This is a genomic window from Paenibacillus woosongensis (genome assembly GCF_009725165.1).
Taxonomy (GTDB): Bacteria; Bacillota; Bacilli; order Paenibacillales; family Paenibacillaceae; genus Fontibacillus; species Fontibacillus woosongensis.
Map to the genome: position 1 here is coordinate 108,300 of NZ_WNZW01000001.1, position 14,578 is coordinate 122,877.

Here is a 14,578-nt window from a genome sequence, read left to right on the forward strand (position 1 = left end):
TTTCGGAATGCCTAAAAGCTGCAATTCGATTGACAAAACCTCTAACCAAAGGCGTATCTCCCCATATAAAACGCAAATAGCCCAATGGGACGCGAAGTCCCCGGGTTACCTGCGCTAAAAATTTATTTATATCCGTAAGTACCTGATTAGAATATGCGATGGCTCCAGCCGTTCAGCTTCGCAATCGCTTCAACAAAAAAGTAGTCGCCGTAAATGAGCGAAACGTTGACATTCTGTCCGGCGGGCTTATGCCCGGTTCCCTGCAGCAAAATGGCTTCATGCGTGGGGAGATCCCATGTTCCATAGTTCTCATACAAGGAACCGAGAATCCGTTCGGCCGCCATGCGGTAGCACCGTCCTTCCGGTTCACGCAGCAAATCAGCCAGCTCAAGTAATCCTGAGGCCGCGCATGCTCCGGCCGAGCTGTCCCGCGGCTCTCCCTCAAGACCGGTCTCTACCCGAAAATCCCAATGCGGAACTTGATCCTCCGGCAAATGGGCGATAAAGAAGTTCGCTACACGCTGTGCAGCTTGAAGATACTTAGGTTCTCCCGTGTAACGGAAGGTGTTGGCCATGCCGTACAGCGCCCACGCCGCCCCTCTGCTCCAGGCCGAATCCGGCCCGGCTCCCTGCCCGCCGATCGCTTCTGCGATTTCACCGGTCACCGGGTCGAAATCGATAATATGATGCACAGATCCGTCCTCTCTGATGAAATAATTCAGCATCGTATTCGCATGCTCCTGCGCAATATGCGAAAATCGCGGATCGCCACTCTCGCTGGCCGCCCAAAATAGTAAAGATAAATTCATGCCTGTGTCCACGATGGACCAGCCATGCTTATCCCCGTTCCAGGCTCGAATGAACTTGCCTCGCAAATTGAATCGCCCTGCCAGAAAATTGGCCGCGTAAAGCGCGCGCCTTCTCGCCTCTGCATCCCCGGTCAGCTTATACTTGATAGCTGCTGTAGGCAGGAACTGAAAGCCCACGTCATGATCGAAGTTATTAGCCTGCAGCATTAACTTCTCCAGCCGCTCATCCCAGTTCCAGGCTGCCTTCTTGTACCGTTCTGCCCCCGTTATATCATAGGCTATCCACAGCATCCCCGGCCAAAAACCGGATGTCCACCAATCAAGCCGCATATCATCATATTTCCCTGTAGCTCCGGCGACATGTGGGGATTTCTCCCCCATCGCCGCGATCATCACATCAAGCTTCAAGCCGATTTGCTCCCAAACGGCTGCCGCGTTCAAACCCTTCAACCCGCTCATATCCATGCCTCCTCATCCAAAATTGCGATCCTTGTTTATCCTTTTAATGAACCGATCATGACGCCCTTAACGAAAAACCGCTGTACAAAAGGGTAGACGCATAAAATCGGAACCGTGGCGACCATAATCGTCGCATACTTGATCGTCTCGCCGATCTGATGGCGGTCGCCCGCCGATGCCCCCGCCGACATGCTGTCGGTCGAATTGGCAATCAGAATTTCCCTGAGCACAAGCTGCAGTGGAAAAAGCTCGCGGCTCTTGATAAACACCGATGCATAGAACCAGCCATTCCACTTATCTACCGCATAATACAAAATCATCACGGCGATGACCGGCATCGATAACGGTATAATGATGCGGAACAGAATCGTAAAGTGGTTCGCGCCATCAATCTTCGCCGATTCCTCCAGGCTGTCGGGGATTCCCATAAAGGAGGTCCGCATAATAATCAGATTGAACGTACTGACCGCAAACGGAATAATCGTCGACCAGAGCGTATCAAGCAGGCCCACCCCTTTTACGATTAAATAGAGCGGAATAAGGCCGCCACCGAAAAACATCGTAAACACGATGATGAACATCAGCACATTGTTCCACATGACATTTTTGCGGGACAAAACATACGCGCCTAGCGCAGTCATAAACAAATTCACCGCAACGCCCATAATGACGATAAAAATCGTGTTCCGGTATCCGATGCCGATGCCTGGATTGGCCATAACACTCTTGTATGCGTCCAGGCTGAACCCTAGCGGCCTCCAAAGGATCCCCTTATTGACAATTAGCTTACCGGCATCGCTGAACGAGGCGAACAGCACGTAGAGCAGCGGATACAGCGTAACGACAACCAGCAAAATCAAAATGATATATATACCGATATCAAAGGCGCGGTCGAATAAGCCAACCTTCGTTTTGTTCATCCATTTTCACCTCACCATAAGCTGCTTTTGCTCACTCTGCGGCTGATATAGTTGGCCGTTATTAGCAGAATGAGATTGATCACCGAGTTAAACAGGCCGACCGCTGCGCTGTAGCTCCAGCCGAATTCGAGCAGCCCTTTGCGGTAGACGAAGGAAGAGATTACGTCAGCCGTCTCGTAGGTGACCGGATTGTACAGAAGTATGATTTTCTCAAAGCCGACATTAAGCAAATTTCCCATTCGCAAAATAAGCATAATAGCGATCGTTGGCAAAATCCCGGGCAGTGTAATGTAGAGCATCTGTTTAAAACGGTTCGCTCCGTCCATCCGCGCCGCCTCATACTGTTCCTGATCAATGCCCATCAAAGCGGCGATATAAATAATCGACTCCCAGCCGATCCGCTGCCAGATCTCCGACAAAATATAGACCGGGCGGAACAGCTCCGGCTTCTGCAGCATCGCCTGCCCATCGTAGCCAAGCCAGACGAACAATCGGTTAATCAAGCCGTCAGCATTCGTAAAGTCGGTAATAATCCCGCAAATGACGACGAGCGAGATGAAGTAGGGCATGTACGTAATCGTTTGAACGACCCGCTTAAATAAGCGATGCCGCACTTCATTAATGAGCAGAGCAAGCAGAATGGGCGCCGGAAACTCAAACAGCAGCGAGTAGAGACTAATGAGCAGCGTATTTTTCAAAATTCGCAGGAAATAGTAGCTGTTGAAAAAGTCCTGAAAATGCTGAAACCCCACCCAATCACTGCCGAGAATGCCCTTCATCGGCGAATAATTCTTGAAAGCGATCAGCGCTCCGTACATCGGCCCGTAATGAAAAATAATATAGTAGGCTATGACCGGAAGTATCATCAGATACAGATATTTATTGAGGATGAAATCCCGGATAAACCGGCGCTTGAAGGATTGCGGATTCGCCATGGCGTTGTCATTCACCTCATTTCAATTGGAGAGGGCCGCATCGGCCCTCTTCCTTGCATTTTCTTAGCGACTGTTGTAGCGCTCCAAGGCAGCGTTTTGAATCTCAATCGCGCGATCCAGTTTCAGCGATTTCATCTTGGCGACGTAGCTTTCGTATTGGTCGATCGGCTCAGCGCCCAAAATAATCTTAAGCGTCATCTCGTCCACTAGCGTATTAATATCGTTCATGATCGCCGCATACTCCGAGCTCTCCTCCGGCGTTGGCGTAATCGGCGGCAAATTGTATTTCGCCGAATCCGTATTCTGCCAGGTGGTCACCGCATCGCGCTGGGTTTGCAGCGCGAAGAATTGCTCGGCATAGCGTTTGTCCTGAATGAACGGGCCGTTGTAGCTGCCCCGGGCATACAATGAAATGCCTTGGGCTGGCGCCAGCTTATCCGGATTCTTCAGCACCAAATCGGTATATGTCGGATAACCGTTCTCCATGTTGTAGCTGACACCTTCGGTTCCGAAGTTGAAGAACAAGCGGCCTTCCTCACTATAGCCATAGTCCAGCATGCGTACCGCCAGCTCGGGATCCTTGGCCGCGGTTGTAATCGCCACAGTGCCTTCGGAAGCATAGGCCTGGTTGCGCTGTCCAAATTTCGGCTTATCGCCCTTGTTCAGCACCGGATAAGGCGCCCCCACAAGTACGGCTTTCGGATCATTCGCTTCCACGAGCGGCTGCCATTTGCCGATCCCGCCGCCAGCGTTGCCGATCGTTGCGCCTGTCGCCCCGGATGCGATATTACCGTCCAGCGACTTAGTATCAGCCGTAGCTGCGTTTTTGTCGATTAAGCCCTCCTTATACCAGTCATGGAATAGGCGTAAATATTCTTTGAACCCGGGCTCGGCCGGACCATATTTGATTACTCCGCCCTCCTGGTAAAATCCGCGGTTTATACCGAAGGCTCCGATAAAAGCACCATTTCCGGATTCATTGAAAAATCGCGGCTTGCTGACGAAGGAAAGCGGGGCTGCGGCTCCTTTTTTCTCTTTAAACGCCCGCAGCGTCTCTGTCCATTCGTCGATTGTTTCCGGCACCGGCAAGCCTAGCTCATCCAGCCAGTCCTTGCGGATGATCGGTCCCTGGAACACCCGTAAGTATTCATCGCCCCTCACGAACGGAAACGCGTAGTAGCTGCCGCTATCAGTCTTGATCATTTTGTCAACGTCGGGATTCTCCGCCAAATATTTCTTTAAATTAGGCGCATATTGATCGATGAGATCATTGAGCCTGACAATATACCCGTCGCTGATCGCCTTCTCCGGCCCGCCCGGGAAATCGCCCAGGAAGTTATACTCGAGCAAATCCGGCAAATCGCCCGATGCCAGCAGCACGTTCATCGCTTCCTTCACCTGTCCTGTCGGCGGGGCCGTAAATTTTAAAGTAACCCCGGTTTTCTTCTGCCAATCCTGAAAGAACGGAATTTCGTCATGCGAAGCCTTGACGCCGATCAGGTTACCGTTGATTTCTCCCCAATAAGACAGCGTCTTATCGGTCTGGATCGGGTAAACCGTCGCTTCCACAGCTTCTTCTGTTTTAGGCGCTGCTGCACCGCCATTGCCGTTCGCGCTGGCGCCTGCCTTGTCACCGCTTCCGGACGAACATCCGAGCAGCGTGCCTAACATCATAATGATTAGGCTGGAAGTCCATACTTTTCTCATTGCTTCAAACCTCCGCTTAGGAATATATTGAAATGCATTACGCTCTCAGTCTAGCTAAGGACCACTCCCACCGATATGTGCAAAACATCAAATCACGTGCCGATTTCGTACCTGCGCACTGACGATTTCTACAATTCAATCGTAAATTTGCGCAGTAAAAAGAGGAGGGGCATCCCTCCTCTCTCTGCTGTAACGTCTTTATTGTCCAGTAAAGCACCTTTAGTTTTCGTCGTCAGCCTTATGCACCCAAATCTCCAGAATGCTATTCCAGCCGTTAAGCTCGTTGCCTTCTCCAGCGTATTTAATGAACTTTGCCTTTACCGGCGCAAATTCAAAGGTTTCGATACGATTCGGATGATATTTATGGCTGGCCGCCCGCTCCAGCACCTTCTCGTAATGGATACCGTCCCCCGACACTTCGAGATCGAAATAGTTCACTCGCTGATTCCCGTTATAGAACAGAATACTGACTTGATCCACCCACTGCTCCCGATCCAGCTCAAGCAGCAAATATTGTCCGCTGCCTTCTGCCGACCATCTGGAGTCCGGGTCGCGATCCACTGCGTTTGCCGGAACGTTGCCGTCATCCGCGCTTGCCGTTACTGCTGCAATTTCGGCGAGCTTTCCTTCCGGCCCCTGCATCGCTTCCTTGATCTCAAAGGCTTCCGTTTTCTTTACCGTCACGCCTCCTAGCTTGCTTTCTGCAGTAATATTCACGATGCCCGGCTTCTTTGCCGTGAATATGTTCCCTCGTAACGTTCCAAGCTGCTTATGATCCACCGTGTATTGAACTGGAATGCCCTCCTGCCCGGCATGGACAACTTCGCCGCTATTCATCGTAATATAAGCTTTCAGTTGTCCGCTGCTGCCTGCGTTGATGGCATTACCGACTGCTCTCCAGCCAGAAGCGGAGCGATCGGGTTCAAACGCGAGGCTCTTGGGCAGCGCAGGATTTTCCGCTACGCGAAGATTGACCTGATACTCCTGCGAAATGCCGTCCTTTGTCACACGAATGATGCCGGTTCCGCTCGTACCCGAAGGCTGCGTAATTGATATCTCCGCATCGGAAGCCAGGGCTGCCGCTTGAATTGTTGGTGTCAGCGTCGATCCGTAAGGCAGAGTGTACGTGTAACTTGTTCTCAAAAACTGCATCCCGTCGATCGCCTCTCCATTCACAAGCAGAGATGAGAGCCCCCAATCGAACCTTCTATCCCTTCGCTCGAATTGATCCGAGAACAGACTTTGCGGCGTCAAGCGCTCACCCTGCCCGATCCCTTCGGCCATATCAAACGGTCTCGTATCCGTATCGGCGATCGATCCGGTGATTTGTACATTCACTCCGGTTACAGCGCCTTTTGTTCCGATAACGTAGCCGTGGCCGAACTGCTCGGACTCCACGATGATGCCGTTTGCACTTTTGCTTGGATGCGCCGCCTGGCCTGTCGTATTCCAGAACACGCTCTCCGTCGTGACAACACCGTGCCGATTCGTCTCGGATGAACCGTAGTCTCGCGTTATGGCAGAAATGCCATCACCGTTCAATGTCATATTATCGATCAGATTAGCCATGCTTAAGTACATATGAAAATCGGTTAATAGCGACGAATTTTCTGAATATACGTTATGCATCACGTTCCCGTTCGCGGAGAAATTGGCAAATGTAAAGCTGTGCCGCGCCCCTACAGCATGGCTGTTGGCAATTAAATTATCGTTGCCGATAAATTGATACAAGTATCCATTGCCGTTTGCACCGCGATACTGCGGATGCTCCATCGTCACCTGGTCAACGGTTACGTTCTTCGTGCGGTCAAGGATAATTCCCTTCGATAAAATATGATAGGTTGAATTCCCCGCAGGCTTGTATGTGCTAATATTGCGGATCCAGCTGTCAGCCGCGGCGATCACGTTAATCACCTTCGAGTTATCGCTCTCGTAGCCCGCGGTGCCTTCTACTTTAAAATCATCTTCGCCTAACCCGCTTTTCGAGTTTTGAATGTTCGAAATGGAGAAGTCCTCGATCCCTACTTCCGAGATTGGCGATTCCGTCTTCGTAATCGTAATATGATCTCTTACCTTCAGCGGGTAACGGGTCGGAATGTCGACCGTAATCGTCCGGTTCTCCGCATCAACCGCCACGATTTGTCTGTAGAACAACGGCTCTACTCGCCCCAATCGTGATGCCCATTTATTGTGCATACCGAGTTCAGCCAGGAATTCCGGTGTCGTATCAAACGTGATCAGCACATAGTCACCCACCGCAAAGCCGCCCGCATCCTCTACCGGAAGCAATACCGTCGGTTCGGATACCGATTTTCGCAGCTGCGTCGTTACATTCGTTTTTTTCCAGTCGCCATTTCCAACGCGGATAATATCTTTTCCTTTCATATTTTCGGCCGCATTATAGATGAAGGTTTTGTTCATTCCCGCACCTTTTAACACGATGTGGCTGGCAGGGATATTTAACGCGTAATCTTTGCCGGCAGGCGGGTTGACCTGATAAGTGCCCTCTGGAAGGTAGACTACCCCTCCGCCCTTCGCGGCGGCATCATGAATGGCTTGCTGAATCGCTGCCGTCGCATCGCGGCTTCCTGTCCGGTCAGCATGGTAAGGCGCTTTCGTCACATCCATACCGGTGGAAGGATCGATTTGAGGAATTGGCGCCTCCCCGCGATGATAACCGGCATACGAGAAATCATGTAGAAACCTGCCCTCTTCATCTTTAAATCCTGGATACCAATCGTCTGGATACAGCCGGCTTCTGCCGTCTGTCCCAAGCGATAGGCTCCGGGGTGCTGCAAGCATGTTGTCTGCCGTTTCATCGGCAGCTGATGCTTGTCCTCCCCCTAGCCCATGAAGCCATGTACCGAAAATCAAACAACATGCCGTCAGCAATGCGACTATTTTTTTACTCATCTAGACGTCCTCCTTTATAGTATGTTTGCGATTTCAATGACTATCCATATTATGGAACATCCATAATTCTTTTGAGTATAAGCAAAAGCTCTGTTAGCATTGATAAATTGAACAAGGAAATGAACAAAACATCCAACCAGATTGATATTTTATGGAATTGAATAGTGCACATAGGTTATTTAGCAACAAAAAAAGATCATAGAGCATCGTACGAGTCCATGATCTTTATATGTATTGATTACTTACGGTTTTCGTATCCACGATTCCACGATCTTATTAAATAACTCCGGCTGAGCCAAAGTCACCCCATGGCCGATGTGAGGTATGACCATGCTTTTACAATTTGAATTGCTGCCCGCAATTTCTGCCGCGGATTTTCTCATCATCTTCTTCTCTTTCTCACCAACCGTAACGAGGATTTTCGCACTAGACTGATGAAACTGCTCAGGGATTCGGAAGGTCATATTTTCCTGCAAAATAGCAATCAGAGTTTCCGCTTTCATCCGGTAAGTCTCTTGATAATAGTTTTCGAGCCTATCCTTTCCGATATACAGCTGTTTAGCCTGAAGCTTGGAAAAACTTCTATTCTTCATAAGCCAATGCGTCAGCTTGATCGAAGGCCCGATGATTTGCTTCGCTAATGGAATAGGCCTTACCAGCGCACTGTTGATGATCGCGTAATCAAACGCTTGCGGCCGCATGCTTAACAATTGAAGTGCTACCTGCGCTCCTAAAGAAAATCCGATCAATACAACAGTCTTGCCTTGGGCCATAGGTTCAATCAGTTTCGCGATGAATTCTGCACTGCCTGATATCGAAAAAGGAATGCTGGAGCTTTGCCCATGCCCGGGCAAATCCGGAACCAAGCAATGGTAATCCTGAAAATGCTCTATTTGCTTATCCCACATCCAACCGCTTACCCCGCCGCCATGTAAAAATACGAGCAGTGGAGCCTTCGTGTCTCCCGACTCTATGTAAAATAAACTCAATTCTATACACCTCTTTTATCGCCTAATCTCTCCTGTCTAGCAGACGCTTTATTTCACATTTTCCACAAAAAGTATTTATACTCTGGATTTTTCATACTTTTACTATCAAATCTATTGTAAATATTGTAAATTTTGTTTATTATTGCATTATGTAAGCCCTTTCTTTTTGAGTAATAAAAATCTTTTTAATTAAAACGAGGGAGGTATGCAACATGAACTATTCTACGAGAACCTACGTGAGAAAAGCAATGCAATGCTTTCTTGTCCTTCTGTTATCGCTGCCTTTGTTCATCTTTGGAGAAAGCTCCACCGCTTATGCCGCATCGGCCAGGCAAATGGAGTCGCTCAATCGCGGCGTTGTCGCTGTCAAAGTGAGCAATGGAGTATTCGTAAGCTGGCGCTTGTTCGGCACCGAGCCGGACAATATCGCGTTCAATCTGTACCGGGGAAGCACTAGGGTCAATCCCAGCCCCATTACAAACAGCACCAATTACATCGACCCGCAAGGGACAACAAGTTCGACCTATACAGTAAGAGCGGTGCTTAACGGGCAGGAGCAGGCGGCATCCGAGACGGCGGCGGTCTGGGGACAGAACTATCTATCTGTTCCGATTCAGCAGCCTCCCGGCGGTACGACGCCAGACGGGGTTGCCTATACCTACAGTGCCAATGATGCGAGCGTAGGCGATCTGGACGGGGACGGGAACTATGAAATCGTACTTAAATGGGATCCTTCCAACTCCAAGGACAATTCCCAATCCGGCTATACCGGCCCGGTAATCATCGATGCCTACCGCCTGAACGGCACCCGGATGTGGCGTATTAATCTAGGCAAGAACATTCGGGCAGGCGCGCACTATACGCAGTTTCTCGTCTATGACCTCGACGGGGACGGCAAATCAGAGGTCGTCTTCAAGACGGCCGACGGAACCGTGGACGGCGTAGGCAGAACGATAGGCAGCGCCAGTGCCGATTACCGCAACTCAAGCGGGTATGTGCTCTCCGGCCCTGAATATTTGACGGTATTTAGAGGAAGCAACGGCGAGGCCCTAACAACCGTCAATTATGAGCCCGCGAGAGGCAACGTCTCCGACTGGGGAGATAGCTATGGCAACCGTGTGGACCGTTTTCTTGCCGGGGTCGCATATTTGGACGGGCAGCGTCCTAGCTTTGTGATGGCTCGCGGCTACTATACGAGATCCGTGCTCGTTGCCTACAATTGGCGGGACGGGAAGCTGACTAAGCTATGGACATTCGATTCCAACACTTCCGGCAACAGCGCATATGCTGGGCAAGGCAATCACAGCCTCAGCGTCGCGGATGTCGATAACGACGGCAAAGACGAGATCATTTATGGCTCAGCCGTCATTGACGACAACGGCAAGGGGTTGTATACGACAGGACTCGGTCATGGCGACGCGCTGCATGTAAGCGATTTGGACCCCGACCGCGCCGGGCTTGAAGTATTCGGCGTTCACGAGTCAACCAGCGCAGCATACGGGGCGGAAATCCATAATGCGGCCACAGGCCAAATCTATTGGGGCATCCGCACCGGAACGGATACAGGCCGGGGACTTGCTGCTGACATTGACCCCCGGACGAAAGGGACGGAGCTGTGGGCTTCCGGCATCGGCCTCTACTCCGTGAAAGGCGTGAAAATCAGCGACGCCACGCCGAACTCTACGAACTTCGCCATCTGGTGGGACGGCGATTTGCTGCGCGAGCTGCTCGATCATACCGGCGGCACAGGCAAAATCGACAAATGGAATTACAGCCTGAGCACAACTAATCGTCTACTTACAGCTACAGGAACCGCCTCGAACAACTCGACCAAAGGCAACCCGAGCCTTCAGGCGGACATTCTAGGCGACTGGCGGGAGGAAGCGATCTGGCGTACCTCTGACAACACCGCGCTGCGCATTTATACGACCACTGACGTGACTTCCCACCGCATCTATACTTTAATGCATGATCCTGTTTACCGCCTGAGCGTGGCCTGGCAGAATGTCGGCTACAACCAGCCTCCGCATACGGGATTCTATCTCGGAGACGGGATGGGCGCACCACCCAAGCCGAATATTTATCTGACAGGTAATTAATTTAATGTTGATTGGTCCATTCTAAACCATAGAAAGGAGAATCATCATGAACCAATTACGGCAAGTCCCGCCCTCTCCGGAGGTCACTGCTTATCTGGTAAATGAATATCAAAGAAACTGGAAATCTGCCGGGTTTACTTACAGCCAGTTTCTCATTGCCCGGGGATATCAGAACCCTGCCCACAACCATCCGGGAATGGATGACCATGTAACAGGCATGCCTCCTGCAGGGGCGGAGTTGATTCACACCCCGCGCAAACCAGTAACGGGTGAGCTTCATGTCAAAGTGCTTCTCGTCGATTTTTCCGATATGCCGGGGGTTCTCTCCAAAGAGCACTATGAAGATCTGCTCTTCTCCCGCAATACCCATACAACCGGCAGTATGGCGGATTATTATGACGAAGTTAGCCGGGGGCTGGTGCAAATCCAGGGTGAAGTCCACGGCTGGCTTAGAATGCCGCAGACCTATTCCTACTACACGAATGGCAACTCAGGCCTTACCGATAAGCTCAACCGGGAATACTATCCGCGGGATGCCAGAAAGCTCGCTGAGGATGCCGTCGATGCCGCACTGGCCCACGGTGTTTCTTTTCCATCCCAGCTGGATGCCCTTGACAATGGGACGATTACGGCGTTATTCATCGTACATGCCGGACGCGGAGCCGAGAAAATCCTCCCGCCGCTGAGCGGCAACCATATCTGGTCCCATAAGTGGCAAATGGTTAAACCCAAAGAAGTTGCTCCTGGACTTACAGCTGCTACTTACTTAATGGTGCCCCAGGAAGCTCTGCTCGGGGTATGTGCGCATGAGCTTGGACATCTGGCATTCCAATGGGATGATTTCTATGATCCAAACTATGATGCCGACGGTGACCATTGGGACGGAAATGGGATGTGGGACGTGATGGCCAGCGGTTCCTATGCCGGCAGGGAGATGCGTCCGGTTCATCCGGCAGGACTGCATAAACTGCAGCATGGATGGATTGAAGGCGAGAAGATTCATCAAAGCCGGAGCGGGCTGACGCTGCTCCCGGTGACATCGGCCGATGGCAAAGTGGTTAAAATTAAAGGGCCGGGCTATACCGGCAAACAGTACCTTCTGCTTGAGAACAGAATCCGGGAGAAATTTGATGGTGAACTGCCGGGCGAAGGCCTGTTAGTATGGCGAATCGATGAGGATTATGATCAAACCAAAAGCGCTGCCCCCGGCATGTATTTGATCCAGGCCGACGGGAATGAAGACTTGAATGATCCGAATGACCGCAATAGCGGGGACCGGGGAGATCCTTTCCCTGGAAGCAGCAGCAAGACCGAGCTTCTGGATCATGGGAGAATATCCACCTCTTTTCCGGGGCAGCCATCCGGTATATCGCTGAAGAACATTGCCTTTGACCCGGAAACGAAGGAAATTAGGCTGGATATTATCATTGAAGAGAGAACATGACGACGAAATAAACAGGATCCGGCTTATAGCAATTTGTCTGCTAAGGCCGGATCTTGTTTTTATTTCATAGCCACATAAGACTCGGCCGCTGCCGATAGATAGTACGCCAGCCCTGTCTGCTGCCCCTCCAGCATCTGCAGATGGAACGAGTCGGTGAGGAAATAGCGTGTCTGTGCCGCAAAGTCCTGAGCCGATACAGCATGGCCGTAACGGTTCATAAATTCCAAGTGCCTGCGGATTAGATGCTCGACTTCCGAGCTGCTGTTTGTGATAATGATGAAGCGTCTTGACCGTCACATTGGACAGTGAGGATATCTCTTTGACCGTGCAGAGCATCTGGCTTCCTCCTTTCAATTTCACTTTACGGCCTCCCCTAACAGGAGAGTCAGGGTCTGCGTGAAATGAATTTTGCAGGAGGGCGGTTTACTGCTTCCTTTTCCACTCCTCATGGACTTTTAGAACTTTCGTCCATAATTCATCTTTTTCAAGCTGGCTGAAGTGATTTAACGGTTCGCCAAATACATCGCTCAATAGTTCAAACCATTCGGAACGAATTGTAATTTCGCTTTTGGCCAGCCCCCGCTCATCGCGTTTGCTGAATACACATCCTCGAAGCTCATTGCTGCCTGTCTTATGCCTGTTTCGTACCAGCAGCAAATGAATCCACGTAGATTCTGGAGACGAGCTCAGATGCTCATGCTTCGGAATAAATTCAGCCATATTGGGGACGGCCTCAGGGTCGATATCAACTCCGATAAAAGCTCCTAGAGGATCATGCGCCAATCGCCAACCCGGCGTAACGACACTGGACTCGGTAAGCTTATAAGTATGAAAGCCTTGCTTATGCTCCCCAAAATCAAGCGGAACCGGCTCATACAGCATATCGCCCAATCCAACGTCAACAAGCCATGTTTGCGCCTCGGCATCTCTAATATTTTTATTCTTAATAGGCAGACGAACGGACAGACCTAAATGAAAGGAATCGATCCTGGCTTCTTGGCCATGAGACTGCACCCCAGCCCGGTGTAAAGACACATGATATCCTAAAGAACGCAATAAAAGATGGAATGCCCCGTTGAGGTGAAAGCAATATCCTCCTCCACGATAAATGATATGATGAATCAAACTACCGGAATCGATCGGGACAGGCTTGCCGGCAAACAGGTCGATCGTCTGCCACGCAATTCTCTCGACATGGGCACGGTGCAGTGCAAATAAAAATTCCATCGTCGGCTGCTGCCTCTCCATGCCTAACCGGCGCAAATAATCATTCGTTTGTTTTAGCGATAACATCATTTCACCCCAAGTCCTTTATTCCAGCCTATTTATCGGCTGTGATACGAATCTCTTGGTCGATTTCAAGCTCTATGATCTCAGTATGCCGTTGTCCTTCGTTATCCTGCCAAGTGAGCTCCAGCGAAGTGCTCTCATAATTTGACCTGTCCTTCTCCAGCTCCCCATAGGAATAGGGGCCCGTTAATGAGCCAATTTCTCTGACATTATCCAGGATGGACACTTCTCCGTTATTAGAGTGAAACTCACTCGAGTACACGACTTCCTTCTCGCCCCGGCTATTCACTTCATAAAATTTTATTCCGAAAAATTTACTCTGACTGAGCTCCTCAGGATCTCCCTTGTAATTTAAAGAGGCACGCCCCCTTAAAATTTTATCTGCCGCTATCATAATCTTATAATCGGTTACATCCCATGTTTCGCCCGTTCCGTGAAGCAAATACAAGCTTGCACCCGAATTAGCCGTGACGGCAGACTGCTCCGCATTCCGAAACAAATACAGCCACAGAACATTAGTAATGACGATAATACCCACCAAAAGCCATACGGTTCTTTTCATCTTCTCTCTCCACATTTTATTGTAAAGCGGGAAACGCCTTCTGCCTCCACTGTACCATCAAAACCCAAATCATTTCCAGAAGTGACAGAAAACAAAACCTCCAGAAGTCACTCTTCGTGATTCTGGAGGCTATAGCACGGAGCGATCCGTTATTACGCAGTCTTAAAGATGTGCGCAGGAGATCTCCTTAGAATTTTTCGTTATCGGCCGGTCTCATTATAATACATCTGCGGTACCGCGTTTTGCAGTGAAAGGGGGCGCATATCCTTCCACCTTGCTTCGATATAATCGAGGCAAACACCGCGCGAGCTTTCGCCAAGAGCCACCTTCCAGCCTCCGGGCACCTGAATGAACGCCGGCCAAAGCGAATATTGCCCCTCATCGTTCACGAGCACCATAAATACGCCGTCTGTATGTTCAAATGGATTTGCCATCTTTATATCCCTCCTTG

The 14,578-nt window shown here is 50.3% G+C and carries 12 protein-coding genes; 2 read left to right on the top strand and 10 right to left on the bottom strand.

Annotated features, from left to right (window positions below):
• Positions 1 to 146 precede the first annotated feature (146 nt).
• From GNP95_RS00555 to GNP95_RS00580, 6 genes are all read right to left on the bottom strand, one after another.
• On the bottom strand, positions 147 to 1,268 hold the full coding sequence (locus GNP95_RS00555; protein WP_196427029.1) for a glycoside hydrolase family 88 protein: 1,122 nt from the start codon (positions 1,266 to 1,268) through the stop codon (positions 147 to 149).
• A gap of 35 nt (positions 1,269 to 1,303) precedes the next feature.
• Positions 1,304 to 2,188 carry a carbohydrate ABC transporter permease gene (locus GNP95_RS00560; protein ID WP_155608995.1) on the bottom strand — a complete coding sequence of 295 codons (885 nt, stop codon included), beginning with the start codon at positions 2,186 to 2,188 and terminating at the stop codon, positions 1,304 to 1,306.
• An 11-nt stretch (positions 2,189 to 2,199) separates the two neighbouring features.
• On the bottom strand, positions 2,200 to 3,123 hold the full coding sequence (locus GNP95_RS00565; protein ID WP_155608996.1) for an ABC transporter permease: 924 nt from the start codon (positions 3,121 to 3,123) through the stop codon (positions 2,200 to 2,202).
• Between the two features lie 63 nt (positions 3,124 to 3,186).
• A complete protein-coding gene (locus tag GNP95_RS00570; RefSeq protein ID WP_155608997.1) occupies positions 3,187 to 4,830 on the bottom strand; it encodes an extracellular solute-binding protein in 1,644 nt (547 codons plus the stop codon).
• 219 nt (positions 4,831 to 5,049) lie between these two features.
• Positions 5,050 to 7,743 carry a discoidin domain-containing protein gene (locus GNP95_RS00575; RefSeq protein WP_155608998.1) on the bottom strand — a complete coding sequence of 898 codons (2,694 nt, stop codon included), beginning with the start codon at positions 7,741 to 7,743 and terminating at the stop codon, positions 5,050 to 5,052.
• Positions 7,744 to 7,985: 242 nt separating this feature from the next.
• Positions 7,986 to 8,732 (bottom strand): alpha/beta fold hydrolase, encoded by a 747-nt coding sequence (locus GNP95_RS00580; protein WP_155608999.1) that lies wholly within the window; start codon positions 8,730 to 8,732, stop codon positions 7,986 to 7,988.
• Positions 8,733 to 8,980: 248 nt separating this feature from the next.
• Here GNP95_RS00580 and GNP95_RS00585 point away from each other — a divergent pair, with 248 nt between their 5' ends.
• Positions 8,981 to 10,831 carry a rhamnogalacturonan lyase gene (locus GNP95_RS00585; protein ID WP_196427089.1) on the top strand — a complete coding sequence of 617 codons (1,851 nt, stop codon included), beginning with the start codon at positions 8,981 to 8,983 and terminating at the stop codon, positions 10,829 to 10,831.
• 46 nt (positions 10,832 to 10,877) lie between these two features.
• Positions 10,878 to 12,275 (top strand): M6 family metalloprotease domain-containing protein, encoded by a 1,398-nt coding sequence (locus tag GNP95_RS00590; RefSeq protein ID WP_155609000.1) that lies wholly within the window; start codon positions 10,878 to 10,880, stop codon positions 12,273 to 12,275.
• A 59-nt stretch (positions 12,276 to 12,334) separates the two neighbouring features.
• On the opposite strand, the gene GNP95_RS00595 is transcribed toward GNP95_RS00590, so the two are convergent.
• From GNP95_RS00595 to GNP95_RS00610, 4 genes are all read right to left on the bottom strand, one after another.
• Positions 12,335 to 12,502 (bottom strand): hypothetical protein, encoded by a 168-nt coding sequence (locus GNP95_RS00595; protein ID WP_413773710.1) that lies wholly within the window; start codon positions 12,500 to 12,502, stop codon positions 12,335 to 12,337.
• A gap of 196 nt (positions 12,503 to 12,698) precedes the next feature.
• Complete coding sequence (locus GNP95_RS00600; protein ID WP_155609001.1) at positions 12,699 to 13,568, bottom strand: arylamine N-acetyltransferase family protein; 870 nt, start codon at positions 13,566 to 13,568, stop codon at positions 12,699 to 12,701.
• 28 nt (positions 13,569 to 13,596) lie between these two features.
• Positions 13,597 to 14,127 carry a hypothetical protein gene (locus tag GNP95_RS00605; RefSeq protein ID WP_155609002.1) on the bottom strand — a complete coding sequence of 177 codons (531 nt, stop codon included), beginning with the start codon at positions 14,125 to 14,127 and terminating at the stop codon, positions 13,597 to 13,599.
• 200 nt (positions 14,128 to 14,327) lie between these two features.
• Entirely contained in the window at positions 14,328 to 14,561 is a 234-nt protein-coding gene (locus GNP95_RS00610; RefSeq protein ID WP_155609003.1) for an MbtH family protein, read from the bottom strand.
• Between the last annotated feature and the right edge of the window lie 17 nt (positions 14,562 to 14,578).

What these genes read in the sequence shown, in the direction of transcription:
- GNP95_RS00555 (WP_196427029.1), bottom strand. Translation starts at nt 1,268, where the DNA reads ATGAGCGGGTTGAAGGGTTTGAACGCGGCAGCCGTTTGGGAGCAAATC.
- GNP95_RS00560 (WP_155608995.1), bottom strand. Translation starts at nt 2,188, where the DNA reads ATGAACAAAACGAAGGTTGGCTTATTCGACCGCGCCTTTGATATCGGT.
- GNP95_RS00565 (WP_155608996.1), bottom strand. Translation starts at nt 3,123, where the DNA reads ATGGCGAATCCGCAATCCTTCAAGCGCCGGTTTATCCGGGATTTCATC.
- GNP95_RS00570 (WP_155608997.1), bottom strand. Translation starts at nt 4,830, where the DNA reads ATGAGAAAAGTATGGACTTCCAGCCTAATCATTATGATGTTAGGCACG.
- GNP95_RS00575 (WP_155608998.1), bottom strand. Translation starts at nt 7,743, where the DNA reads ATGAGTAAAAAAATAGTCGCATTGCTGACGGCATGTTGTTTGATTTTC.
- GNP95_RS00585 (WP_196427089.1), top strand. Translation starts at nt 8,981, where the DNA reads ATGCAATGCTTTCTTGTCCTTCTGTTATCGCTGCCTTTGTTCATCTTT.
- GNP95_RS00590 (WP_155609000.1), top strand. Translation starts at nt 10,878, where the DNA reads ATGAACCAATTACGGCAAGTCCCGCCCTCTCCGGAGGTCACTGCTTAT.
- GNP95_RS00600 (WP_155609001.1), bottom strand. Translation starts at nt 13,568, where the DNA reads ATGTTATCGCTAAAACAAACGAATGATTATTTGCGCCGGTTAGGCATG.
- GNP95_RS00605 (WP_155609002.1), bottom strand. Translation starts at nt 14,127, where the DNA reads ATGAAAAGAACCGTATGGCTTTTGGTGGGTATTATCGTCATTACTAAT.
- GNP95_RS00610 (WP_155609003.1), bottom strand. Translation starts at nt 14,561, where the DNA reads ATGGCAAATCCATTTGAACATACAGACGGCGTATTTATGGTGCTCGTG.